The 21,843-nt window shown below is 37.9% G+C and carries 23 protein-coding genes; 11 read left to right on the top strand and 12 right to left on the bottom strand.

Annotated features, from left to right (window positions below; all coding sequences use genetic code 11):
• Nucleotides 1-403: 403 nt before the first annotated feature.
• Nucleotides 404-1,336 (top strand): ribosome biogenesis GTPase YlqF, encoded by a 933-nt coding sequence (gene ylqF, locus AC27HL_RS14185; RefSeq protein WP_487081704.1) that lies wholly within the window; start codon nucleotides 404-406, stop codon nucleotides 1,334-1,336.
• A 21-nt stretch (nucleotides 1,337-1,357) separates the two neighbouring features.
• Nucleotides 1,358-1,795, top strand: a complete 438-nt coding sequence (locus AC27HL_RS14180; protein WP_487081703.1) for an HIT domain-containing protein — start codon at nucleotides 1,358-1,360, stop codon at nucleotides 1,793-1,795.
• 71 nt (nucleotides 1,796-1,866) lie between these two features.
• Here the strand turns inward: AC27HL_RS14180 and megL are convergent, their stop codons facing one another.
• Nucleotides 1,867-3,078 carry a methionine gamma-lyase gene (megL, locus tag AC27HL_RS14175; RefSeq protein WP_487081702.1) on the bottom strand — a complete coding sequence of 404 codons (1,212 nt, stop codon included), beginning with the start codon at nucleotides 3,076-3,078 and terminating at the stop codon, nucleotides 1,867-1,869.
• A 328-nt stretch (nucleotides 3,079-3,406) separates the two neighbouring features.
• Between megL and AC27HL_RS14170 the strand changes: the two genes are divergently transcribed.
• The gene (locus AC27HL_RS14170) at nucleotides 3,407-4,951 is read left to right on the top strand and encodes a sigma 54-interacting transcriptional regulator (protein WP_487081701.1); all 1,545 of its coding nucleotides are present in this window, start codon (nucleotides 3,407-3,409) and stop codon (nucleotides 4,949-4,951) included.
• A gap of 26 nt (nucleotides 4,952-4,977) precedes the next feature.
• On the opposite strand, the gene AC27HL_RS14165 is transcribed toward AC27HL_RS14170, so the two are convergent.
• The 4 genes from AC27HL_RS14165 to AC27HL_RS14150 all read right to left on the bottom strand — a co-directional run bounded on the left by AC27HL_RS14165 (nucleotide 4,978) and on the right by AC27HL_RS14150 (nucleotide 7,956).
• Nucleotides 4,978-5,766, bottom strand: coding sequence for a response regulator (locus AC27HL_RS14165; RefSeq protein WP_487081700.1), 789 nt, complete (start codon nucleotides 5,764-5,766; stop codon nucleotides 4,978-4,980).
• Nucleotides 5,767-5,804: 38 nt separating this feature from the next.
• Entirely contained in the window at nucleotides 5,805-6,200 is a 396-nt protein-coding gene (locus tag AC27HL_RS14160) for an SUI1 family translation initiation factor (RefSeq protein ID WP_487081699.1), read from the bottom strand.
• A gap of 80 nt (nucleotides 6,201-6,280) precedes the next feature.
• Nucleotides 6,281-7,207, bottom strand: coding sequence for an electron transfer flavoprotein subunit alpha/FixB family protein (locus AC27HL_RS14155; protein ID WP_487081698.1), 927 nt, complete (start codon nucleotides 7,205-7,207; stop codon nucleotides 6,281-6,283).
• Entirely contained in the window at nucleotides 7,204-7,956 is a 753-nt protein-coding gene (locus AC27HL_RS14150; protein WP_487081697.1) for an electron transfer flavoprotein subunit beta/FixA family protein, read from the bottom strand. The genes AC27HL_RS14155 and AC27HL_RS14150 overlap by 4 nt, the downstream gene beginning before the upstream one ends.
• A gap of 289 nt (nucleotides 7,957-8,245) precedes the next feature.
• On the opposite strand from AC27HL_RS14150, the gene AC27HL_RS14145 reads away from it, so the two are divergent.
• On the top strand, nucleotides 8,246-9,895 hold the full coding sequence (locus tag AC27HL_RS14145) for an electron transfer flavoprotein-ubiquinone oxidoreductase (RefSeq protein WP_487081696.1): 1,650 nt from the start codon (nucleotides 8,246-8,248) through the stop codon (nucleotides 9,893-9,895).
• Nucleotides 9,896-10,050: 155 nt separating this feature from the next.
• Here AC27HL_RS14145 and AC27HL_RS14140 read toward each other — a convergent pair whose 3' ends face one another.
• The 4 genes from AC27HL_RS14140 to AC27HL_RS14125 all read right to left on the bottom strand — a co-directional run bounded on the left by AC27HL_RS14140 (nucleotide 10,051) and on the right by AC27HL_RS14125 (nucleotide 14,410).
• Entirely contained in the window at nucleotides 10,051-10,824 is a 774-nt protein-coding gene (locus tag AC27HL_RS14140) for a DUF2884 family protein (RefSeq protein ID WP_487081695.1), read from the bottom strand.
• A 46-nt stretch (nucleotides 10,825-10,870) separates the two neighbouring features.
• A complete protein-coding gene (locus tag AC27HL_RS14135) occupies nucleotides 10,871-12,556 on the bottom strand; it encodes a flagellar assembly protein A (RefSeq protein ID WP_487081694.1) in 1,686 nt (561 codons plus the stop codon).
• Between the two features lie 39 nt (nucleotides 12,557-12,595).
• Nucleotides 12,596-12,922 carry a hypothetical protein gene (locus AC27HL_RS14130; RefSeq protein WP_487081693.1) on the bottom strand — a complete coding sequence of 109 codons (327 nt, stop codon included), beginning with the start codon at nucleotides 12,920-12,922 and terminating at the stop codon, nucleotides 12,596-12,598.
• A 213-nt stretch (nucleotides 12,923-13,135) separates the two neighbouring features.
• Nucleotides 13,136-14,410, bottom strand: a complete 1,275-nt coding sequence (locus AC27HL_RS14125; protein WP_487081692.1) for a CinA family nicotinamide mononucleotide deamidase-related protein — start codon at nucleotides 14,408-14,410, stop codon at nucleotides 13,136-13,138.
• A gap of 160 nt (nucleotides 14,411-14,570) precedes the next feature.
• On the opposite strand from AC27HL_RS14125, the gene AC27HL_RS14120 reads away from it, so the two are divergent.
• The 5 genes from AC27HL_RS14120 (at nucleotide 14,571) to dapA (ending at nucleotide 18,690) form a co-directional block, all read left to right on the top strand.
• Nucleotides 14,571-15,338: a DUF4097 family beta strand repeat-containing protein gene (locus AC27HL_RS14120; protein WP_487081691.1), complete on the top strand. Its 768-nt coding sequence runs from the start codon at nucleotides 14,571-14,573 to the stop codon at nucleotides 15,336-15,338.
• A gap of 223 nt (nucleotides 15,339-15,561) precedes the next feature.
• Nucleotides 15,562-16,428, top strand: coding sequence for a LysR substrate-binding domain-containing protein (locus AC27HL_RS14115; RefSeq protein WP_487081690.1), 867 nt, complete (start codon nucleotides 15,562-15,564; stop codon nucleotides 16,426-16,428).
• Between the two features lie 74 nt (nucleotides 16,429-16,502).
• Nucleotides 16,503-17,300, top strand: a complete 798-nt coding sequence (locus tag AC27HL_RS14110) for a hypothetical protein (protein WP_487081689.1) — start codon at nucleotides 16,503-16,505, stop codon at nucleotides 17,298-17,300.
• A gap of 19 nt (nucleotides 17,301-17,319) precedes the next feature.
• Nucleotides 17,320-17,715, top strand: a complete 396-nt coding sequence (locus AC27HL_RS14105; RefSeq protein WP_487081688.1) for an Ig-like domain-containing protein — start codon at nucleotides 17,320-17,322, stop codon at nucleotides 17,713-17,715.
• Between the two features lie 66 nt (nucleotides 17,716-17,781).
• Nucleotides 17,782-18,690 carry a 4-hydroxy-tetrahydrodipicolinate synthase gene (gene dapA / locus AC27HL_RS14100; protein ID WP_487081687.1) on the top strand — a complete coding sequence of 303 codons (909 nt, stop codon included), beginning with the start codon at nucleotides 17,782-17,784 and terminating at the stop codon, nucleotides 18,688-18,690.
• Between the two features lie 82 nt (nucleotides 18,691-18,772).
• Here the strand turns inward: dapA and AC27HL_RS14095 are convergent, their stop codons facing one another.
• Nucleotides 18,773-19,642 carry an RluA family pseudouridine synthase gene (locus AC27HL_RS14095; protein ID WP_487081686.1) on the bottom strand — a complete coding sequence of 290 codons (870 nt, stop codon included), beginning with the start codon at nucleotides 19,640-19,642 and terminating at the stop codon, nucleotides 18,773-18,775.
• A gap of 385 nt (nucleotides 19,643-20,027) precedes the next feature.
• On the opposite strand from AC27HL_RS14095, the gene AC27HL_RS14090 reads away from it, so the two are divergent.
• On the top strand, nucleotides 20,028-20,375 hold the full coding sequence (locus AC27HL_RS14090; protein WP_487081685.1) for a ribonuclease E inhibitor RraB: 348 nt from the start codon (nucleotides 20,028-20,030) through the stop codon (nucleotides 20,373-20,375).
• Between the two features lie 27 nt (nucleotides 20,376-20,402).
• Nucleotides 20,403-20,612, top strand: a complete 210-nt coding sequence (locus AC27HL_RS14085; RefSeq protein ID WP_487081684.1) for a hypothetical protein — start codon at nucleotides 20,403-20,405, stop codon at nucleotides 20,610-20,612.
• 39 nt (nucleotides 20,613-20,651) lie between these two features.
• Here the strand turns inward: AC27HL_RS14085 and AC27HL_RS14080 are convergent, their stop codons facing one another.
• Nucleotides 20,652-21,326 carry a nitroreductase family protein gene (locus tag AC27HL_RS14080; protein WP_487081683.1) on the bottom strand — a complete coding sequence of 225 codons (675 nt, stop codon included), beginning with the start codon at nucleotides 21,324-21,326 and terminating at the stop codon, nucleotides 20,652-20,654.
• A gap of 138 nt (nucleotides 21,327-21,464) precedes the next feature.
• A complete protein-coding gene (locus tag AC27HL_RS14075; RefSeq protein WP_487081682.1) occupies nucleotides 21,465-21,740 on the bottom strand; it encodes a hypothetical protein in 276 nt (91 codons plus the stop codon).
• Nucleotides 21,741-21,843: the final 103 nt, after the last annotated feature.

Here is a 21,843-nt window from a genome sequence, read left to right as displayed (position 1 = left end):
CTTTTTGCTATCAAAAAGAATAAACTTATGTCTAATGAAATAGCGCTGTCGGGCCACCTAAATCCTCGACAATTGCTCTTGCATTGCTCAGCCGGCCAACACACATGTTGGTCATGCGTTCGTTGTCACAGCAGTATTTAGATGTGACAACTTAAACGCATCGAACTTCGCTTAATTACTGCATCCTTGCACGTCAAAAGCTTGTGCCAGGTTATCTATGCTCCACTACATTATTTTTTATTAAAAAATGGCTCTTTACCTTACTCTTTTCTTGCTAATTCAGATCTATAAATTAATAAATCGGCTCTTTGTTTCATTAGTAAATCGTTAAAACTTCGGGTAATTTGGCAGCTTTTCATTTTTATCAGTGGTAAGATCTCTTTTATTTATCGAAAGAAATGTTATGGCGATTAATTGGTTTCCAGGGCACATGCATAAGGCCCAAAAAGAGATTAAAGAAATATTACCGCAAATTGATGTGGTGATTGAAGTTTGTGATGCTCGCTTGCCTTTTAGTAGCGAAAACCCAATGATCACGGAAATTCGTGGTGATAAGCCTTTAATAAAAATTTTAAACAAATCAGATTTAGCTGACCCTAAAATAACTGAGTTATGGCTGAGCTATTTAGAGTCACAACACAATGTAAAAGCGATTGCCCTGACCACTGAGTCGCCGTCGGTTGCCAAAACCATTCCTAATTTAATTCGAAAGTTGGCACCATCGAAAGATGAAGCAGGCAAACAAATAAATGCCGTTATTGTGGGTATTCCTAATGTAGGTAAATCAACCTTATTAAATACGCTTGTAGGTAAAGCTAAAGCAAAAGTTGGTAATGAACCAGCGGTTACCAAAGGCCAACAAAGAATACGCTTAGAAGATGGTTTGTATTTGTACGATACTCCGGGCATGTTGTGGCCTAAAATTGTCAATCAAAATAGTGGTTATCGATTAGCTGTTACTAGCGCGGTTAAAGATACGGCTTTTGATCATGAAGAAATTGCCTGCTTTGCTGCTGAATATTTGCTAGAGGCTTACCCTGAGCGTTTACAAGAGCGTTATAAGATTGATGAGTTGCCAGAACAAGAAGTTGAATTAATTGAAGCGCTTGGTAAACGCAGAGGCTGTGTAAAGAGTGGCGGTCGAATAGATTTTCATAAAGCCTCTGAAATTTTAATTAATGAGATTAGAGATAAGACACTTGGTGGCATAACGTTTGAAACACCAGAAATGATCATTAAGGAAACGGCTTATTTTGAAAAAGTTGAAGCTGATAAAGTCGCCGCTAGAGAAGCTAAAAAACTAGCTCGTGGCAGAGGACGTCGTAATAAGCGTTAATAGGAAAACTATAATTAAGGTATGAGTATGAATAAAGAATTTGTCTTACATCCACAATTAGTCAATGATTGCTTTGTTATTACTGACTTTCCGTTATCACGTTTACTATTGTGTAATGATAGTGCGTACCCTTGGTTTATATTAGTGCCTAAAGTTGACAATGTTCAAGATATTTATCAATTAGACTGGCAGGACCAACAACAATTATTAAATGAGTCTAGTATGTTGAGTGAAGTACTAATGCAAGAGTTTAATGGTGATAAAATGAATGTTGCTGCGTTGGGGAATGTTGTACCGCAACTGCACTTGCATCATATTGTTCGCTATAAAACCGATCCTTGTTGGCCAAAACCTATTTGGGGGCAACAAGCATTAACGCCTTATACTGATGAAGAGTTTAGCAATTTAAAGGCGCGTGTACTACCTAAGTTGGATACGATTTTAAAGAATAAAATTTAGTGGTGTATTTATTATTAAAAAGCCCATTACGATAAAGTAATGGGCTTTTGCTTAATTTAAATTCACATCAACTAAGCAACATTTTTATTGAAGTTCGCAGTTTTAATTAATAATAGTGACTGTTCTAAGTCAGCTATTAGGTCGTCAACATTCTCAAGACCAACAGATATCCTAATTAAGCTGTCGCTAATGCCAGCTGCTAATCGCTCTTCTTGTGTATACGGTGAATGTGTCATTGAAGCAGGGTGTTGAATCAGCGATTCTGCATCACCTAAACTAACAGCAATAGAGAATAGCTTCATTCTGTTTATGAAGTCACTACCACCAGCGAGATCACTTGCAATTTCAAAGGCAATAACCCCCCCAGCAGCCTTCATTTGCTCACCAATAAACCTGTTACCTGAGTGGCTTTTTAAACCTGGGTAGTAAACTTGAGAAACTTTCTCATGATTTTCTAAAAACTCGGCAAGTTTTTGTGCATTGCTGCAATGGCGTTCCATACGAATTGGTAAGGTTTTAAGGCCGCGCATAATAAGCCATGCGTCATGTGGACTAATGGTCGCACCTATATCTTTAAGCACTGTCATTTTAATATTCATGATCATTTCATTACTACCACATATAATGCCGGCAACAACATCACCGTGGCCGTTAAGGTATTTAGTTGCACTATGTACAACAATATCGATACCGTATTTTTTCGGCTGTTGTAAAACTGGTGTTAGGAAGGTGTTATCAACAATTGAAATGATATTGTGCTGTTGAGCAATTTTGCCTATTGCCGCTAGATCGTAAACTTCCAAATTTGGATTTACTGGGGTTTCTAAAAATATCACTTTAGTATTTGGTTTTATTGCTGCAGCAACTTCTTGCGGATTTGCCATATCAACAAAGCTAACTTCAATTCCCCAACGAGTCAGTTGATGATTCATTAAAGCAAATGAACACCCGTAAACTGCTTTAGAAGAAATTAAGTGATCACCACAAGATAAGTTTGCTAATAATGCCCCTGAAACAGCGCCCATTCCCGTTGCCGTTGCCGCAGCATCTTCCATGCCTTCCATCGCTGCAACACGCATTTCTAACTGACGTGTTGTAGGATTTCCTAAGCGGCTATAGATGTAACCATCTGCTTCGCCTGCAAACCTATCTGCACCTTGCTGTGCATCATCAAAAATAAACGTTGATGTTTGATATAGCGGTGTCGCCAATGAACCAAATTGTTCATCATTAATACGACCAGAATGAATTGCTTGCGTTTCGATATGCTTGCTGTCAGACATAATTTTCCTTCTTTTTTGACATTATTCTTATTGTTAGCCAAAACAAAATGTAGTGGGTTAGCTTAGTAGATAACTTCTACAAGCAATAATTTTGCCAAACCGTAAAGTCTATATTAAACAGTTGCTTATATTTGATTTTGTAATATTAAGGAATTTAACCGTAATAAAAATATTACAGTTGCGATTGAAATATCGTTATTTAACGGTATTTCTTGAATTCACTAACGCAAATCAAGGTTTATTGCAGCAAAAGTTATTGCAATCATGCTTGTAATAATTTTAATACATTGTAATATTATTGTTACATATCTTGATGTGGAATTTAAAAATGCGTATTGAAGTTATCTCTGAGGACAGGCTGGGTATTAGTCAAGAAATACTTACAGCACTAGCGGCACTTAAGGTCGATATCAAAGCGATGGAAGTGACATCCCAACGTATTTTTGCGCACTTGGATGATAAAAAAATTGCTTTTTCGCTGATTGAGCAAGCATTGATGACTATTGCTGGGGTTAATAGCTGTAAATTAATAGATTTATTGCCGGCAGAAAGTCGTGAACGTCACTTAAAAGCGTTATTAAATCGTTTGCCAGATGCAATCATTGATATTGACGATGAATCGAGTGTAATAGCGATGAATAAGTCTGGAGAAAGCCTACTAAGACAACAACATAAATTAAATAGAGCAACAAGATTAGAAGGTCGTAAAATAACCGAATTATTAGAGTTTGAAATTGATCTTCCTTTGTTTGATCGTGTTAGCTCTCAAACAATCGAAATTGCAGGGCAAAGTTATATTGCAGAAATCGCACCTATCACTGAGCAAGGCAATAGTTCTGGTGCTGTGATTTCGATAAAATCTATAAGTCAGCTTGGTCGGCAAATTGCAATTTTACAAACTCGCGAAGAGCATGGCATAGATCATATTATTGGTAGCTCAGCTGGAATTCAGCTACTTAAAGAGCAAACAAGCCGATTTGCAGAGTTAGATTTACCGGTGTTAATTAATGGTGAAACTGGCACAGGTAAAGAGCTTGTTGCACGCGCATTACACAACGCCAGCCATCGGAAGAAAGCACCATTTCTTGCTGTAAATTGTGCAGCATTGCCTGAGCATTTATTAGAGAGTGAATTATTTGGCTATGCAACAGGGGCTTTTACTGGAGCTCAAAAAGGAGGTAAACCAGGTTTATTTGAGCTAGCAGAAGGAGGCACTGTGTTCTTAGATGAAATTGCGGAAATGTCTTCCTATTTACAGGCTAAGTTACTAAGGTTTTTGCAAGACTTTACCTATCGTCGGCTAGGCGGCACAAAAGAGTTGCATTCCAATGTTAGAATTGTCAGCGCTACTCATCAAAATTTGCTTAACATGATTGCTAAACAACAGTTTCGAGAAGATTTATTTTATCGTCTGAATGTACTTAATTTAACTTCACCACCATTACGAGATAGAGCTGAAGATATCAACTTATTGGTTAATCACTTCATTGTTATGGCTGCTGACCAAATGAATCTGAGCAAGCCCATTATAGAGACAGGGGCGATGCAATTGCTGACCTCTTATACTTGGCCTGGTAATATTCGAGAGTTGCAAAATGTTCTGTTTCGAGCCGTTGCGCTTAATGAAAGCGGCGACATAACATCTCAAAATATGGCGGTTGCACTTGCACAAGTAAAACAGACTGAAGATGTTAGAGATGTTCTCAATGATAATGACATTGAAAGTTGGGCAAGTGCGCAAGCTCAGTTTGAAAAAAAGTTAATTTCCGACTTGTACCCTTATTACCCAACCACTAGAAAACTTGCTGAACGACTTAAAGTATCTCATAACAAAATAGCCATGAAATTACGACAGTTTAACCTTAAGTTATAAGTGTATTAAATCAAACTGCCTTCGCTTTAATCTTCTAAGATTTTATAAAGGATCTTTTTGACATTTTGAGGTTCAAATGGCTTATCGCACATCGCAGTAACACCTTCGGTTAGAATGTTAGCCAAATGTGTGTCATTACTTTCGCTAGTTACCATTAATATAGGCAAATGTGATTGTTCACTCTCGTTGCGAATATAACGAGTAAGCTCTCTGCCATCAACTTCAGGCATGTTGTAGTCAGTTACAACAAGGTCGAACATATTGCTTTTTAATAACGCGATTGCTTCATTGCCGTCAGCGGCCTCTGAAACTTTTGACAAACCTAAGTTGTTTAATACACGCTTGATATGGTTACGCGCGAGTTTACTATCGTCAACTAAAAGTACTCTTACTTCATGGACATCAAAATACTCTAGCTCTAGCTCATCAGTTGAAAGTAAATCAATAGTGGTGTTTATCGCTGTCGCAAGATGGTCAGGGGTAAATGGCTTAGGCAATAGTGCGATAACCCCAGATTGTTTAAATTCTTCAAGTGTTTCACGGCGATGTTCACTGGTCACCAACATAAAGGGAGTGTCAGCAATATCAGGGTTTTGTCTAACTTTATGCAGTAACTCTAAAGCTGTACCATCTTTATAATACATTGCACTGGTAATTAAATCACGATGATGCTTTTCAACACTGGTATAGGCTTCATTAACGCTTTTAGCTTCCGATACTTGCGTTACACCTTGTTGCTTTAATTCTTTGATAATAATTTTTCGTTGTAGATCTGAAGGCTCAGCAACTAGTAGGGACAATTCACTTGGATTCATGATAATTCTCAATACATTAATGAAAAGGAAATTTGGCTTTAACCGCCAATAAACTTAACTTTAAAGCCGCTTTTTTCGAGAACGGCTTTAATTTCATCTCGCTTATCGCCTTGGATTTCGATAGTTTCTCCAACGACACTACCACCACTGCCACAGGTTTTCTTTAATTTTTTAGCTAGATCTTTTAGCGCTTTTTCATCAAGCCCTAGACCCGCAATAGTAACAACACCTTTACCTTTCCTTCCTTTAGTTTCACGGCGTACTTTCGCGAAACCGTCTGAGGGCGTTACTGTTTTTTGTGTTGATTGTTTAATTCTCCCTTGCGAGGTTGAATAAACTAATGAGTCGTCATTTGGTGTCTGGCTTTCGTCAGCTGCAACTGTTTTACCAAAAGCACCTGCTAAGTCACTCAGGCTCGAAAATGTTTTTGTCATATATATTTAAAATTTAGATAAAATAAAACCACTACAAGAGTGGCTTTATTATACATGATTTTTGCGTAGAGAATATTAGCTTATAGCTTACTTTCTAGCTCAGGTAGTGCGTCAAATAAATCAGCAACTAAACCGTAATCAGCCACTTGGAAAATAGGCGCTTCAGCATCTTTGTTAATTGCTACAATGATTTTTGAATCTTTCATACCGGCTAAATGTTGAATAGCACCTGAAATACCGACAGCTATGTATAAGTCAGGGGCAACAATTTTACCTGTTTGGCCAACTTGCATATCGTTTGGAACGAAGCCCGCATCAACCGCAGCACGTGATGCACCAATAGCAGCGCCTAATTTGTCTGCAATACCTTCAAGGAGTTTGAAGTTATCACCGTTTTGCATACCACGACCACCAGAAATAACTACGCCAGCTGCGCCAAGATCTGGTCTTTCAGACTCAGATAGTTCATCGCTAACATGGCTAGAAGTACCGGCATCAGTTGCTTTATCTAGTGCTACAACTTCAGCACTACCATCAGTTGCTACTGCATCAAAACCGGTAGGGCGCACAGTGATTACTTTTTTGCTATCTAAACTTTGAACGGTAGCAATGGCGTTACCTGCGTAAATAGGACGAACGAAAGTATCGCTGCTTTCTACGGCAATAATGTCTGAAATTTGTGCAACATCTAATAAGGCAGCAACACGTGGCATAAAGTTCTTACCCGTTGTTAATGCTGTGGCAACTATGTGGTCATAGTCAGCGGCTAACTCAGTTACTAACAATGACACGTTTTCAGCTAGTTGGTGCTCATATGCGGCGTTATCAGCAACTAATACTTTTGCTACGCCGTTAACTTTGCTTGCTGCATCGGCAACTGCTTGACAGTTATGGCCAGCAACCAATAGATGAATTTCGCCACCCATAGCTTGTGCAGCCGCAACTGTTTTTAAGGTATCAGCTTTTAATTGGCTATTATCGTGTTCGGCAAATACTAATACGCTCATGAGATCACCTTCGCTTCATTTTTTAATTTTTCTACTAATTCATCAATGCTTTCAACAATAATACCTGCTTGACGCTCTGCTGGTGGTGTTACTTTAATGACATTTGTACGTGCGGTTAAATCAATACCAAAGTCAGCGGCTGCTTTAACATCAAGTGGTTTACGTTTTGCTTTCATAATATTTGGTAATGAAGCATAACGTGGCTCATTCAAACGTAAGTCAGTCGTTACGATTGCAGGCAAGTTTAAGGCTACGGTTTGTAAGCCGCCGTCAACTTCACGTGTAACGTTAACTTTATCGCCATCAACATTAACTGCTGAAGCGAATGTACCTTGTGCCATACCCGTTAATGCAGCAAGCATTTGGCCTGTTTGGTTGTTGTCACTATCAATTGACTGCTTACCAAGGATTATTAATTGTGGTTGCTCTTCTTCAACGACTTTTTGTAGTAATTTCGCTACATGTAATGAATCTAAATTTTGATCGGTATCGATTTGAATTGCGCGATCAGCACCTAGGGCTAATGCTGTACGTAACTGCTCTTGGCATGACTTATCGCCAATAGATACAGCGATAACTTCTGTCGCTGTTCCTGCTTCTTTTAAACGAACCGCTTCTTCAACTGCGATTTCACAAAATGGGTTAATTGCCATTTTTACATTAGCAAGATCGACATTGGAGTTGTCTGCTTTAACACGTACTTTTACGTTATAGTCAATAACGCGTTTGATGGGTACTAATACTTTCATCGTTGCCTCTGAGTGTGCTTGTTGTTGGTAATATTGGCTAAACTAAATAAACTTCAGCTTAACGCTATAATTATGGTTTGAAAGACTACTTGTAGATTACGTTTACGTCAACGTCTTCTTCTTATATCGTCAATCAAATTGCGCTTAAACAAATATTATCGGTAAATAATGCAATACAGGATAGTATTTACTTCGAAAATATCTATAATGTTGGATGTTATCAAACAGGTGTTTGAAAATCAAACGAGTGTTTGAATTTTTCGTAAAGAAATAAATGATGGGAGATGTTATGGAACGCGAATCAATGGAGTTTGACGTTGTAATTGTTGGAGCTGGTCCTGCAGGCCTATCAACTGCTTGTCAATTAATGAAACTTGCACAAGAAAAAGAACAAGAACTAATGGTATGTGTGGTTGAAAAAGGCTCGGAAGTAGGGGCTCACATATTATCTGGTGCTGTTTTTGAACCACGAGCATTAGCTGAGTTATTTCCAGATTGGAAAGAAAAAGGCGCACCTTTAAATACCGCCGTAACTGGCGATGATATTTATTTATTTAATGGCGAAGATAGCGCGGTTAAATTACCAAGCTTTAGCGTGCCTAAAACTATGCATAACGAAGGTAATTACATTGTCAGTATGGGCAATGTTTGTCGCTGGTTAGCAGAGCAAGCAGAACAACTTGGCGTAGAAATCTTCCCAGGTTTCCCTGCACAAGACGTTATTTACAATGAAGACGGCAGTGTTGGCGGTGTTATCACTGGCGATATGGGTTTAGATGCTGAAGGTAATCAAAAAGACTCATTTATGCCGGGTATGGAATTAAAAGCGAAATACACGGTTTTCGCTGAAGGTTGTCGTGGTCATTTAGGCAAAGAGCTTATTGCTAAGTATGCTTTAGATGCTGATAAATCGCCGCAGCATTATGGGTTAGGCTTTAAAGAAATTTGGGATATTGACCCTGCTAAGCATCAAGAAGGTTTAGTGGTGCATTCCGCTGGCTGGCCGTTAGAAAAAGATACCACAGGTGGTGGTTATTTATATCATGCAGAAAACAACCAAGTATTTGTTGGGCTAATTGTTGATTTAAATTACAGCAACCCGCATTTAAGTCCATTTGATGAATTCCAACGTTATAAACATCACCCGAAAATTGCTCAATACCTTGAGGGCGGTAAGCGCGTATCATACGGTGCTAGAGCTATGGCAAAAGGCGGCTTTAATTCATTACCTAAAATGACCATGCCTGGTGCGGTATTAGTTGGTTGTGATGCTGGTACCATTAATTTTGCCAAAATTAAAGGTAATCACACGGCGATGAAATCAGGCATGCTAGCGGCTGAGTCGATATTTGAAGCATTAGCATCCGGTGATGAAGGCGGTAAAGAGTTAACAAGTTATACTGAAAAATACCAAAATTCTTGGCTATATGACGAGCTATATAACACGCGTAATTTTGGTCCGGCGATGCATAAGTTTGGTACCTTTTTAGGTGGCGCTTACAATACTATTGATCAAAATTTCTTTGGCGGTAAGTTACCGTTCAATTTTAAAGATGAACGTTTAGATCATGAGCAACTTAAATTAGCTAAAGATGCACCGGTGATTAATTATCCAAAACCTGATAATAAATTAAGTTTTGATAAACTGTCATCAGTATTTTTATCCAACACTAACCATGAAGAAGAGCAGCCATGCCACTTAAAGCTGGCTGATAGCAGTATTCCAATTAGTGTTAACTTAGCTAAATATGCTGAGCCTGCACAACGATATTGCCCAGCTGGTGTTTATGAAGTTGAAAGTACAGAGGAAGGCGATAAGTTTGTCATTAATTCGCAAAACTGTGTGCACTGTAAAACCTGTGATATTAAAGACCCTAGTCAGAATATTACTTGGGTAACACCTGAGGGTACCGGTGGACCAAATTATCCAAATATGTAATTGGCTAGTTAGTTAACTGTCTACAGTACGTCATCACTCTTTCGCATCCATGCGATCGTGATATACCGTTCATCCTGAACATAAAAAGCCTGCATTTGCAGGCTTTTTTTATCGCATTTAACTTCTATGCTGGTTTTTACATAACCATAACGGGATTAATTAGTTTCAATTAAGTTAAATTCTGACAATGCTGGAATTTCGAGTTGCAATTTATTCTCTATTTCATCAAGTTTAATTAATCGAGCACAAATTTTTTCAGCTTTGCTCTCAAGGGCATTTGCTTGATTACTAATACCGAGTTTAATATTGTTTGCCATAGTTTCAATTCGCTGATCGAAAGTTTCCACACGCTGTTCACTACTTTGCTCCTCACGGTGTGTCATGGCTTCACCAACGGCAATTAAAATAGTCCCTACAGAGTCTGACACAATAGCCTCAATTTCTTTTTCAAATTCGCCCGCAAATACTTCATCAAAATCATCGAAATCTTGTGGTGCGATATAGTAACTGTCGTCACTATGATTGAATCGAGTACGCAAACGCCATTTCATTTCATCAAATTTTTCTTGAAATTGTTGATGAGATGCACTGTTTTCACCCGTTAAACTACTTATCACTTTGTTGACGGCTTTAAGGCCCAGTTCAACGCCTTCTATTGCAATTGAGACTATTTCAGGCACTTCATCTCTGATCCCCGAACTATATTGGCTTAATTGTTGCTGTTGCTCTTTATTCAGTTCGACTTCACGGCCATTAACAAATAGCTGGTGTTGACCGTTAATTTGAATATAGGTTTGACCATGATTCACAATGCGAATATGAGCTGGGTCGATAATGACACCGTGAGTGAAATTAATATCGCATTGTTGCGCCTGAACACTAGCTGTTAAAAGGCTAGCGACAAAAAGGCCGCGGGCAATAAATGCCATCGTAAGCTCCAGATTGGAAATAGTTTATCGCCAATATTATAACAATTTAGGTATTCACAATAGGATCTACGTGAATTTTTCTTTCTTTATAAATTAATCTACTTGGCCCGTATTCGCGACGAGTTTTGTCGTGAAATTCGCCGACGTAAAGCTGCACGCCATGGTAGACTTTTTCAGTTGCTTCAACGTAAACACTGGTCATGTATTCTTGCAAAGTTTCTTCCGTAGCTTCCTTGTTCGATAAATGCTTGCCCATCTCCTTTGCGTGATGTTGATACGTTGATAAAACCTTGGCTAGCATTTCTGGCTTGGCTTTATCTTTAGGCAGTTTCTTGAGCTTATTAACCGCAGATTTAAGCTCGGCGGTTTTTTCTGACTCACTAGTGACTAATTCATCAATTTCAGCTATTTGTTCATGGTAATGATTTACTTTTTCTTGGAAGGCAATAATGGTGGTACTTCCAGCTGTTGCACCAACTGTGCCCGCACGTACTGATTCACCTGCTCGAATATATCCTGCAATAAGTTTACCGTTAGGCTTGTCTTCTGTACCAACCCAAAGTGTTGATTTAACTTTGACAATATTGTGCATCATTTGATTTTCAATACGAAGTGAATCGCAAGAAATTTCGGCATATTGGCTGTACTTTGCAAAAACTTTACCGCCAGCTTTAATATTGACACTCATGTGGATTTGGTCGACTTCGCGGTCATCAACTTCTTGTTTTTTACCAATAATACCGGTACCAATTGTGATGTCGCCGCCAGCATCTAAGGTTGCCGATTCAACAAAACCACCGATTGAAATGTCGCCAGTTGCTTGCACCGTCATTCCTTCACAGACGTCGCCATCAATAATGACACTACCTTGGAACTTTACATGACCTGTGCTGATATCGACATTCTTAATTTGATAAACGTTGTCAACTTCCATGCCATTTTCAATTATTCGCGGTAAGCCAACTAAGGTAGAGACTAAAATACTACTATTTTTAGGGCTAAGTGCTGTGCCGTCGCCCACATGCATTTCCAAGTCGGCACCTGGTGTTGGTTCTAAAACATCACCAATAACGGTGAAACCTTTAATACCATCGGTAAGAGGGATTTTTTTGGCTAAAGGCTCTCCAACTTTCACGCAAATAATATCGCCAAGGTCACGCATATCAACGCTACCATCTTCGCGCTTTTTCGGCTTTAAAATTCGATCTTGTGCACTTTCCACTAATAGCTTTACGCGGGAGTCTTTACCATCTATTGGTAATTTTCCTGTCGCGATTTCGCCTTTTACTAATGATCCTGCGGGTTCTTTAGCTGCTTGTTTTGCAAGTTTTATTAATTGCTCTTTACTAAATCCTTTACAAACCCCCGCCTCTTGAGCAGCATTTAAGATGGCTTTTGCACTCATATGCTTACCACCTAACGCGGTCGATATTTCGGCCGATGCTGACATATTGTCGCTTTCTATGCTAATAGTTATGGTGGCGTCACGACGTTCAAGAATTTGATACTTGACTTCACGTCCGGTTTGGTTTGCTTGTAGCGGCTTTAATACACTATTTAATTCAGCAATGGCATTTTTAATATTGCCGTTGTCAACATATAAATTACTAAACTCTGAGTTTTCAATTAACTCATGAATGTTTACTTCAGTTAATGGTGTAGTTGTTTTAACTGGAGATAGCACTAGGTCTATATTATTTTTATTATTCGATACTAAAGTTGCCTTGCTCACACTCGTATAACTCCATGATTTATAAAACTTGTGCGTTCCTTAGATATAGTTTTCTTGATGAACCTTAATAAAGTTAGCTGTACCGACTTTAGAATAATCAAGTTTGTATTCTTTATTATCTAATGCTTGTATAAAAATTAATGTTTTTTCTTCACCAAACACTTCAGCAACGCTAACATCAACAACTTCTTGATATGCTTTTTTGGCCTCAGAACGCTTTTTGGGAATTGGACCTTTATATAATCCCATACCAACATGGCTTACTATAACAACAGGGTTATTACCATTAACCACGAGTAGATCAAATTTTTTGTTTTTATGGATAATAGTATTTCGACCACTTGTTATATAATTTTTCTCTACCAAAACTCTCTCCTTTAATATATTTATGATTATCGTACTTTCTTTATTATAACTGCTATAGGCGCATTTGCCTGTTTGTTAGGCGGCAATATGGTTCGATAAAAAATAGTAAGTTGTTTATACAATCACATTTAATTACACCGAATATATAAATATTTTAATGACTAAGCAATATAAAAGCCGTTCACTGAGGCAATATATAGGATGAAAAGTGGGTTATTTGTTATAATATGGCTGCTCGTTACTTTGTATTAACATTCGTCTAATTAAGTCCAAGCTTCTTGCCGCTACAATTTGTTGAAAATGCTTTCTAGCAACAGGAATACAATAATATTTTGTTCTAATATTGTTTTTACTACCCCACGCAATCCATACGGAGCCAACAGGTTTATTTTCACTACCGCCATTAGGTCCTGCTATGCCAGAGACTGCAATGGCAAAATCGGCGGCAGAATTTTCAAGTGCACCGTTTGCCATAGCAATTACCGTAGCTTCACTTACGGCTCCGTGCTCTATTAATACTGTTTCAGACACATTCAACATTTTACTTTTCATTTTGTTAGAATATGTTACAAAACCAGCTTCAAATATTGCTGAAGCGCCTGAAACAGCTGTTATTTGGCTAGCAATTAGGCCGCCGGTGCAAGACTCCGCAAGGGTGATTTTTTGTTTTTTCTGTATGAGTTGTGGCACAAGATAGTCAGCAAGTGTAGAGTGTTCTGTCGAGCCTTGTGACAGTATATGCTCACCTAGTAATGTTTTTAACTTTGCTGTCCATAGTGGCAACAATGCTTGTCCTTGTTGGCAATTTATCGCTAGTTTAATTTCTAATATTGGCATCGCTGCACGAAAGCCGATAACTATTTCATTTGGCCAATCGGGAAAATGACTATTAATTAATGCTTGCATACTAGACTCACCAATACCGAAAGTTTGCATGCGGTGCATATGTTGATATGCAGGGGCAATAACACGAGTTTGTAACATGGGTGTGATCTCGTCTTTCAGCATATCTTCTAGTTCACTTGGCACACCTGGCGTGCAAATAATTAAACATTGATTAAATTCAATGCTAAAACCTACGGCACTACCTGTTTTATTTGCAATGACATTAGAATTACTCGGTAAATACGCTTGTTTTAAGTTAGGTTCATTTAAGTTTGTGTTTCGTTTTTTTGCCCATGATTGCAAATGCTGATGGGCTTGTTCGTTGAGTGTTAAAGCTACGCCGCAGGTGGACGATAATACTTGTGCAGTCAGATCGTCTGAAGTTGGACCTAAACCACCATTTATCAATAATATATCTGATGTCTGGCTCAAGTGTTGAATTTCTGTAGCAAGCTGCAATTGTTCATCGCCAATGGTTACTTTTTTTCCAATCTCTAGGCCGATATTGTTTAAATGTTGGGCAAACATTACCGAATTGGTATCAACAACATCACCATTCATTAACTCACTGCCAGTTAAAAGTAGGCTTACTTTGGTTTTCATGCACAATTAACCTCTTGCAATATATGACATTATGTTAACTAAAATTAACGGCGATAGCTCGGAAAAATAATTTAACTTTTTGAAAATTTGCTTTAAACCTTTTTGATTAAACAAGTTACTAATAGGTTAAATAACAATGATACTGATATTAGGAAATACTATGCCATCATCTTTTTTTAAATTTATTTCAACTACTAGCGTAATCACCCTGTTAAGTTTTTCTGCTCAGGCGGAGATAACAGAAGAAATCGAGCAAACGTTTGCGGTTAGCGAACAGGCGTCTTTTAAACTTGATAATGTTAACGGCTCGGTAAAAATATCGACATGGGATAAGGCTGAAATTCATGTATTAGCGACGATTACGGCTGATGATCAAGACGATAGAGAAAATATTGTTGTTGATATGCAGCAAACATCGGTAGGTGTGAGCGTTGAAACACGCTATAAAGAAAAACAAAGTTGGGGCCGAAACAGTAACTCTGGCAAAGTTGAGTATGTCGTTACTGTGCCAACTAATACAACATTAGCAGATATTGATTTAGTCAACGGCTCATTGAGTATTAATGACGTAAAAGGCGAAATAAATGCTGAGTTGGTTAATGGTTCTATCAAAGCGAATGGTTTAGCCAATAATAGTGAATTTAGTTCGGTTAATGGCAGTATTAAAATTAGCTATGATGAATTTGCTAATGAATTAGATAATATTGACGTAGAAACTGTTAATGGCAGCATTAAGGTGTCTGTACCTAAATCGCTTAGCGCCGTTGTTGCAGCAGAAACTATGCACGGCAGTATTAAAACGGATTTTGGTTTAGTTGCAGAAAAGAACTTATTTACGGGTCGTCATTTAAACGGAGAGGTGGGTAATGGTGATATTAGAATTACCATGGAAAGTGTCAATGGCAGTGTTAAATTATTGAGCCATTAAATAATAGTTGCTCTCACATTATAATGGGCGTTTGGATACCTGATTAAGTTTGGTGTAGAAAATGCCCTTAGTTTCTTGTTTAAATGCTGAATGAATAAGTGGTTACAGTATTTAGTGAGCTGCAATTTATAAAACCTACCACATATAAAGCTGAGCACCTTTATTTCTTTAGATATAATAATATGGTATTTTTTAATCCTACTTATACATATAGGTAATAATAATGCAGTGGGATGGTATCAGCGAATTTGTCTTTGTCGCTGAAAACGAAAGTTTTACTAAAGCGTCAAAAAAAATGGCCATTTCTACGGCCCATGTTAGCCGCCAAATTAGTGCCTTAGAAAAAAGGCTTAGCATAAAATTATTTTATCGTACTACGCGTAAAGTTTCGTTAACTGAAGAAGGTCGAGTTTTTTATCAGCATTGTCGTAGTGTGCTTGATGGACTTGACGCAGCTGAACGTGCGGTTACGAACCTCCAATCTAAACCTCAAGGGAAAATTAAACTTACCGCGTCTGTTACCTACGGTGAACAGCAGATCTTGCCTTTGGTAAATAACTTTATGCAGCAATACAGTGATATTGAAGTTTCAGCTTATTTAAGTAATCGGAAAATTGATTTAGTTGAAGAAGGTTATGACTTAGCTATTCGTCTTGGTAAGTTAAGTGACTCGTCGATGATGGCAAAAAAATTAGGCAAGCGAACAAATTATGTTTGTGCATCAACGGCGTACCTTGATAAATATGGCACTCCACATACCTTGCCCGAACTGAGTAAGCACAACTGTTTATTGGGCACTCTTGATTATTGGCACTTTCGAGAATCTGGCAAAGAAAAGAATATTCGAGTTACTGGTAAATTGCGTTACAACAGTGGTTTTGGTCTTGTTGATGCCGCTTTAAAAGGATTAGGCATAGTACAATTACCCGATTATTATATTCAGCATTATATAGAAAGTGGTGAGTTGATCACATTACTCGATAATTATCGTGAGCCTGATGAAGGGATATGGGCGGTATACCCGCAAAATCGTCATTTATCTCCGAAGATAAGATTACTGGTTGATTATTTAACTGAGCAACTAATTTAATTTTCTATAACTTGTCTGAATTTTTGCACTAGTATGAGTATAATAATGACATAGAACATTAGTTAGGTTATCAATTGAAGCACTCTGTTAACACTGGATTGTTTGTTGCTTTGGTACAAAGTGCCATTTTGGTCTTTTTTGTTTCAGCAAGCACATCTCACAGTAAAGAATATAGTATCGGCGTTGAAGATGTTAGTTACTTTCCGCTATATGACTTTTCTCCACAATACCCTAATCGCGCAAGCTTTACTAAAGAATTACTGAGTAGTTTTTTTAATAGCAAAGGTTATCAGTATAAGTTTGTCCCGTTGCCAATAAAGCGATTCGATAAGTGGTATGTTGAAGAGGCAATTGATTTTAAGTTTCCAGACAATGTGCGCTGGCGTATGGGTGAATCAAAAAAATTGAGTATTACATATAGTACGCCGGTATTAACTTTGACCGCTGGCACATATGTGATCAAAGAAAAAGCAGAGCAGCCTCGCGACAATGTTAAACGGCTTGGTACTATATTGGGTTTTTTTCCTACATTGTGGTACGACAAAATACAAGACAATTCGACAGCACTAGTGGAGTTGTCATCTCCTTACAGCATTATTAAACACATGTTGCATGGTAATGTTGATGCAACCAATATTGATAAGAATGTTATTAACTATAACTTGCAACTACTTGGTCAAAGTAGGGAGAGAATAGTATTGAATAAGCAAATTAAAAATGAACAATATGCGTACCATTTCTCATCAATTAGTTACCCAAGAATAATTGAAGAATTTAATCACTTCTTAGTAGAAAACCAACAACTTATTGCTCGTATAAAACTTAAATATGGCATAATAGAAGCCAACAAAAAAAACAGCCATACAAAGTAATTTACCCGGAACTTTCCCTATGACAGAGCATATTGAACAATTTCATCGTTCATTTTTATTTGGCAAGTGGTATCGAAGCGAACATGATGAAAGTGGTCAAGTGTTTACTGAATATGCCCAGCTGACAGAAGATGGGCATTATGAATTCACCTTTATTCAACATGACGATGCTGGCAATATTAGTGAGCAGAGTGTCGAGTCAGGTGATTGGGGATTGGTTGGTGATATTCATTTTACTATAAGTAAAAGCGAATTCATTGATGGTGAGCATTATGCTGCTGACTTAAGTCATGAAGATAATTACCACGCATATAAGGTGCTTACCTTAAATAGCCAAATATTTGAATATCAGCATATCTTAACCAATGAAGTGTTTATACTAAGGCGAGTTATTGATAATATCGCACTCAGTTGATATGCGTACTGTTTTACGTCTAAAAATTTTCCTTTTAAATTAATTATTATCTTGTTGAGAATACCAATGAAGCAAATTAAAGCTGCCAGTTTAATTACCGCGATTAAAACCCCGTTTGATGCCAAAGGTGACATAGACTTTGCAACCTTTGATCAGCTTGTTGCTCAACAAGTTAAAGCTGGTGTTGATGGTATTGTTGTTGGTGGTACTACAGGAGAAGGGCACTTACTCACGTGGGAAGAACATTTAATTCTTATTGCTCATAGTGTTCACAAACACGGTAAAGACTTACTTATTATAGGCAATACGGGCAGTAATAATACTCGTGAAGCAATAAAAGCGACGCAACACGGTTTTGCAACTGGAATGGATGCTGCGCTGCAAATTAACCCTTATTATGGTCGCAGTTCCTTTGCGGGCGTTAGCGCACACTTTAAAAAAGTTCTCGATATTGGCCCAGCCTTTATTTACAACGTACCAGGTCGTACTGGGCAAGATTTAACGCCGGATTTAATCGAGCCACTTTCTACACATGAAAACTTTATCGGTGTTAAAGAGTGTGCCGGTAATGAGCGTATTGCTTATTACGAAGAGCGCGGAATTGCTTGTTGGTCAGGTAACGATGATCAATGTGCTGTGGGGCGTCATCAACATGGCTCTCATGGCGTTATTTCGGTAACCTCAAATATTGTCCCAGGGTTAATGCGGCAATTAATGGATGCGCCCAATGAAGCTTTAGATCAAAGCTTACAGCCATTAATGAATTGGTTGTTTTGTGAGCCAAATCCCATTGCTATTAACACGACGTTGATGATGACAGGTGCAGTAGCACCCATTTTTAGAATGCCTTATAAAGCATTAACCACAGCACAACGTCAGCAAGGTTTAGCGTTGTTATCCAAATTGTCGCCAGATGAACGTGTTGGTGAGCAGTTGAATTTAATGGCAGATGATGACTTTCAATATAGTTATTAGCGCGATAGGAAAGATATGTTTTATAAACGGTGAGCTTAGGCTCACCGTTTTAGTTTAAAGTGAAAGCTGCTTTTAATATGCGCTAATTTAAATCTTTTAGTTGAGGGCGTAAATTCTCTGGCAGAGTAAAGCTCTGTTCAATATGATGGATTGGACAAGTAAATTTAAGCTGTACCGCGCAAAGTTGTAAATCTACATGCTTAATATCAGCGGAAACTGTTGTATTCATTTTTTGTTGACCATGTAATCTATCGCCAACAACTGCAAAACCAATACTTGCAGCATGAATGCGTATTTGATGCTTACGCCCAGACTCTATATTAACTTTCACTAATGATAGATCTTGTTGTGGATCATATGCCAAAGTAGCAAAATGGCTACAAGCCGGCTTACCGTCAATCTCATATGTTACTGTTTCTGGTTGTGGGCGTTGCTGGTGGTCGCCATGAACAATAATATTATAAACTTTCTCAAATTGGTGCTGTTCAAACATTTTACTTAATGCTCGCGCGGCTTTTTTACTATGTGCCACTAAAATTAAGCCTGTTGCTGCACGGTCAAGTCGATGCACTGGGAAAACGGCTCGCTCTGGAGATAAATGCTTTTGTGCCCAGCGTGTTATTGTGCAGTGATCACTCCACTTTGAGCCTTGAGATAATATGCCATAAGGTTTATACCAAACACTGTAATCCGTTAAATCTGCAATTAATTTTGCTGCTGTTGGAACTTGTGATAACACTGAGCAATCATAGTAAAAGTGTAACTCATCACCAATATGTAATGGCTTTTTAATACGCCGACAACGCTGCATTGTTTTACCACGATGATGCCAAAGTGCGCCTTTATCAATCGCTTTTTTGATGTCAGCTATACTTAATTCACATTGCTGCTGTATCGCCTCAATAATGCTGATGGGCTGGTCAATATTGATATGGCATTCAAATTTATTCAAAACAATTCAACTTCACTAAAAACACTGTGTAAGTTTAACAAACTTATGGCCGCAATTGCTGCTCCTAATGTTAAGTTTGAGAGATTAATATCAGGAAAGAACTATTTAACCTGAGTTCGGGATAAGCGAAAAGCTACAACAGCACTATTAAAACGCATTTTGGTGTTGTTCAAGTCGCTAATGACTCATTATCGGGCACACTTAAATGCCCTGAACTAGACATAAATACCACTACTGAAGATTGAATAATGACAATACTTTGAATTAGTTGTGTTTTTTATTCTTATTCTGCCAAGTTCTGGTTATTTAAATGAAATGTTCATGGTTTTTAATGAAATAGAGCGATAAAATAACGCTAGTTGAACAACTTTGAACGAGAAATAGAATGCAGCGTGATGAAGAGTTATTTCCTTTAGATAATGTCGGTAATGCTTTATGGGGAATGTTAGAAGGTGGTGATGACTTAACGATTGAAAGAGAGTTTGAGTTCTCAGTGATTTTTGCCAGCCAAGAACAAGCACTTAAGTTTGGCCAGTTATTATTAGAAAATAACCAAAAATTATCATTTTGTCCGTACCAAGGGGATGATGAGTTTCCTTGGGAAATAACCGCATACCCGTTTATGGCTGCAAGCTATGAAAATATTGCCGCATATCAAGAATTGCTCACGACGAGTGCTACGCCATTTTCTGGAAAGTATGATGGTTGGTATTGTGTTGATACCAGCAAGTAAATTGCCCTATATAAGTGGGAAGATTATATGGATGAACAACAATTTAGTCGTTTAAAAAAAGCCAGTGCTAAGTCATTTAACGATCAAAAAGCGTTAATTAAAAAAGTATTGGCGGGGCGAGAAATTGCGTGTCAGAAATGCGGTACTTTAATTCAGGTTGTACTGCCTGAAGATAAATCTGCAACAGGGTTATATTGCGGTAAAGGTTGCACAAATATCGCTTTGGATTTTTCCTAATAGCAAGCCAGTTAAACTAGCTTGCTAATTTCAAAACAGCTATAAAAATGTCGCAATATCAGTCAGTGATTTTTTTATGCTGGCATGATGTGGCACAGTCGCGTCTTCACTTGGGTAACCGGCAATTAGTAGCATATAAGGTCGGCTGTTATCGTCGCGACCACACACCTTACTTAAAAATGACATAGGTTTTGGCGTATGGGTTAAGGTTACTAAACCACTTGAATGTAAGGCATTAATTAAAAAGCCAGTGGCAATTCCAACCGATTCATGGACATAATAATTAGTGTTTTTTTCTTCAATGGTTATCCCGCCTTTTTTCTCACTAAAAATAGCGATTAACCAAGGAGCATGCTCTAAGTAGGGCTTTTGCGCATCAGTGCCTAAGGGTTTTAAAGCATCAAGCCATTCTTCACCCGCGCGCCCTTGATAAAAATTATTTTCATGAATTTCTGCTTGTTCTCTTATCTGCTTTTTTACCGCAATATCATTAATTGCAACAAAGTGCCAAGGCTGATGATTCGCACCGCTGGGAGCCGTTCCGGCAGCTTTTATACAATTTTCAATGATTTCTTTGGCAACTGGACGGTTACTAAAGCTTCGAATACTGTGGCGACGCTTAATGTCTTGATAAAACGTTGCAGAGCGTTCGAGCATTTCTTCACTCGAATATTCAATGTAATCGCTTAATGGTGAGGCATTATGTGCTTGCATATAACTTCCTATTTTTTTCGTTTAGCTTAGCGAAAAAGGAAATTATAAAGCAAGCCAAATTCGGTGAATAATTAACGAATGTTCAGTGCTAAAGTGGAATGAAATAGTGCCAATTAAAGAAAGGTTGAAAATTACAGCTTAAAAATCATGATGTTTATGTTGAACTAGTTTATCAAAATAATCATTGAGTCCAGTATGACGGCGAATAACCTCTGCTTTGTAGGCACCTATCGCAACAAATGTCGCCATAATTAAGGTAATAGGAATGAGTTGAACTTCTTGAGTATACGCCGACACTAAGGTGGTTATTATTGCGCCAATGACACAATAACTTAACGCGATTCGCAGCCAAATATAGACTGCACGCAAAGATTCACGCGTTAATAATGATTGTGTTTGTTGGCTAGTTCTCACTGTTTGTATTCTTTCTGACGCTATTTGACCATTGAATAAAACAGTATAAATAAGCATAGAGGAATATATAAGTTAATATCTATTCAAATATGATATATGAAAG

This window comes from Colwellia aquaemaris (assembly GCF_057548755.1).
Note: the sequence above shows the minus strand (reverse complement) of the source record. Positions and strands in the feature narration are given on the sequence as shown.

Excerpts from the sequence above, each read along its gene's own strand:
- AC27HL_RS14160 (WP_487081699.1), bottom strand. The coding sequence starts at position 6,200 with ATGACAAAAACATTTTCGAGCCTGAGTGACTTAGCAGGTGCTTTTGGT.
- AC27HL_RS14150 (WP_487081697.1), bottom strand. The coding sequence starts at position 7,956 with ATGAAAGTATTAGTACCCATCAAACGCGTTATTGACTATAACGTAAAA.
- AC27HL_RS14120 (WP_487081691.1), top strand. The coding sequence starts at position 14,571 with ATGCCATCATCTTTTTTTAAATTTATTTCAACTACTAGCGTAATCACC.
- AC27HL_RS14180 (WP_487081703.1), top strand. The coding sequence starts at position 1,358 with ATGAGTATGAATAAAGAATTTGTCTTACATCCACAATTAGTCAATGAT.
- AC27HL_RS14085 (WP_487081684.1), top strand. The coding sequence starts at position 20,403 with ATGGATGAACAACAATTTAGTCGTTTAAAAAAAGCCAGTGCTAAGTCA.
- AC27HL_RS14145 (WP_487081696.1), top strand. The coding sequence starts at position 8,246 with ATGGAACGCGAATCAATGGAGTTTGACGTTGTAATTGTTGGAGCTGGT.
- AC27HL_RS14090 (WP_487081685.1), top strand. The coding sequence starts at position 20,028 with ATGCAGCGTGATGAAGAGTTATTTCCTTTAGATAATGTCGGTAATGCT.
- AC27HL_RS14165 (WP_487081700.1), bottom strand. The coding sequence starts at position 5,766 with ATGAATCCAAGTGAATTGTCCCTACTAGTTGCTGAGCCTTCAGATCTA.
- AC27HL_RS14080 (WP_487081683.1), bottom strand. The coding sequence starts at position 21,326 with ATGCAAGCACATAATGCCTCACCATTAAGCGATTACATTGAATATTCG.
- AC27HL_RS14155 (WP_487081698.1), bottom strand. The coding sequence starts at position 7,207 with ATGAGCGTATTAGTATTTGCCGAACACGATAATAGCCAATTAAAAGCT.
- AC27HL_RS14125 (WP_487081692.1), bottom strand. The coding sequence starts at position 14,410 with ATGAAAACCAAAGTAAGCCTACTTTTAACTGGCAGTGAGTTAATGAAT.
- dapA (WP_487081687.1), top strand. The coding sequence starts at position 17,782 with ATGAAGCAAATTAAAGCTGCCAGTTTAATTACCGCGATTAAAACCCCG.
- megL (WP_487081702.1), bottom strand. The coding sequence starts at position 3,078 with ATGTCTGACAGCAAGCATATCGAAACGCAAGCAATTCATTCTGGTCGT.
- AC27HL_RS14115 (WP_487081690.1), top strand. The coding sequence starts at position 15,562 with ATGCAGTGGGATGGTATCAGCGAATTTGTCTTTGTCGCTGAAAACGAA.
- AC27HL_RS14140 (WP_487081695.1), bottom strand. The coding sequence starts at position 10,824 with ATGGCATTTATTGCCCGCGGCCTTTTTGTCGCTAGCCTTTTAACAGCT.
- AC27HL_RS14105 (WP_487081688.1), top strand. The coding sequence starts at position 17,320 with ATGACAGAGCATATTGAACAATTTCATCGTTCATTTTTATTTGGCAAG.
- AC27HL_RS14170 (WP_487081701.1), top strand. The coding sequence starts at position 3,407 with ATGCGTATTGAAGTTATCTCTGAGGACAGGCTGGGTATTAGTCAAGAA.
- ylqF (WP_487081704.1), top strand. The coding sequence starts at position 404 with ATGGCGATTAATTGGTTTCCAGGGCACATGCATAAGGCCCAAAAAGAG.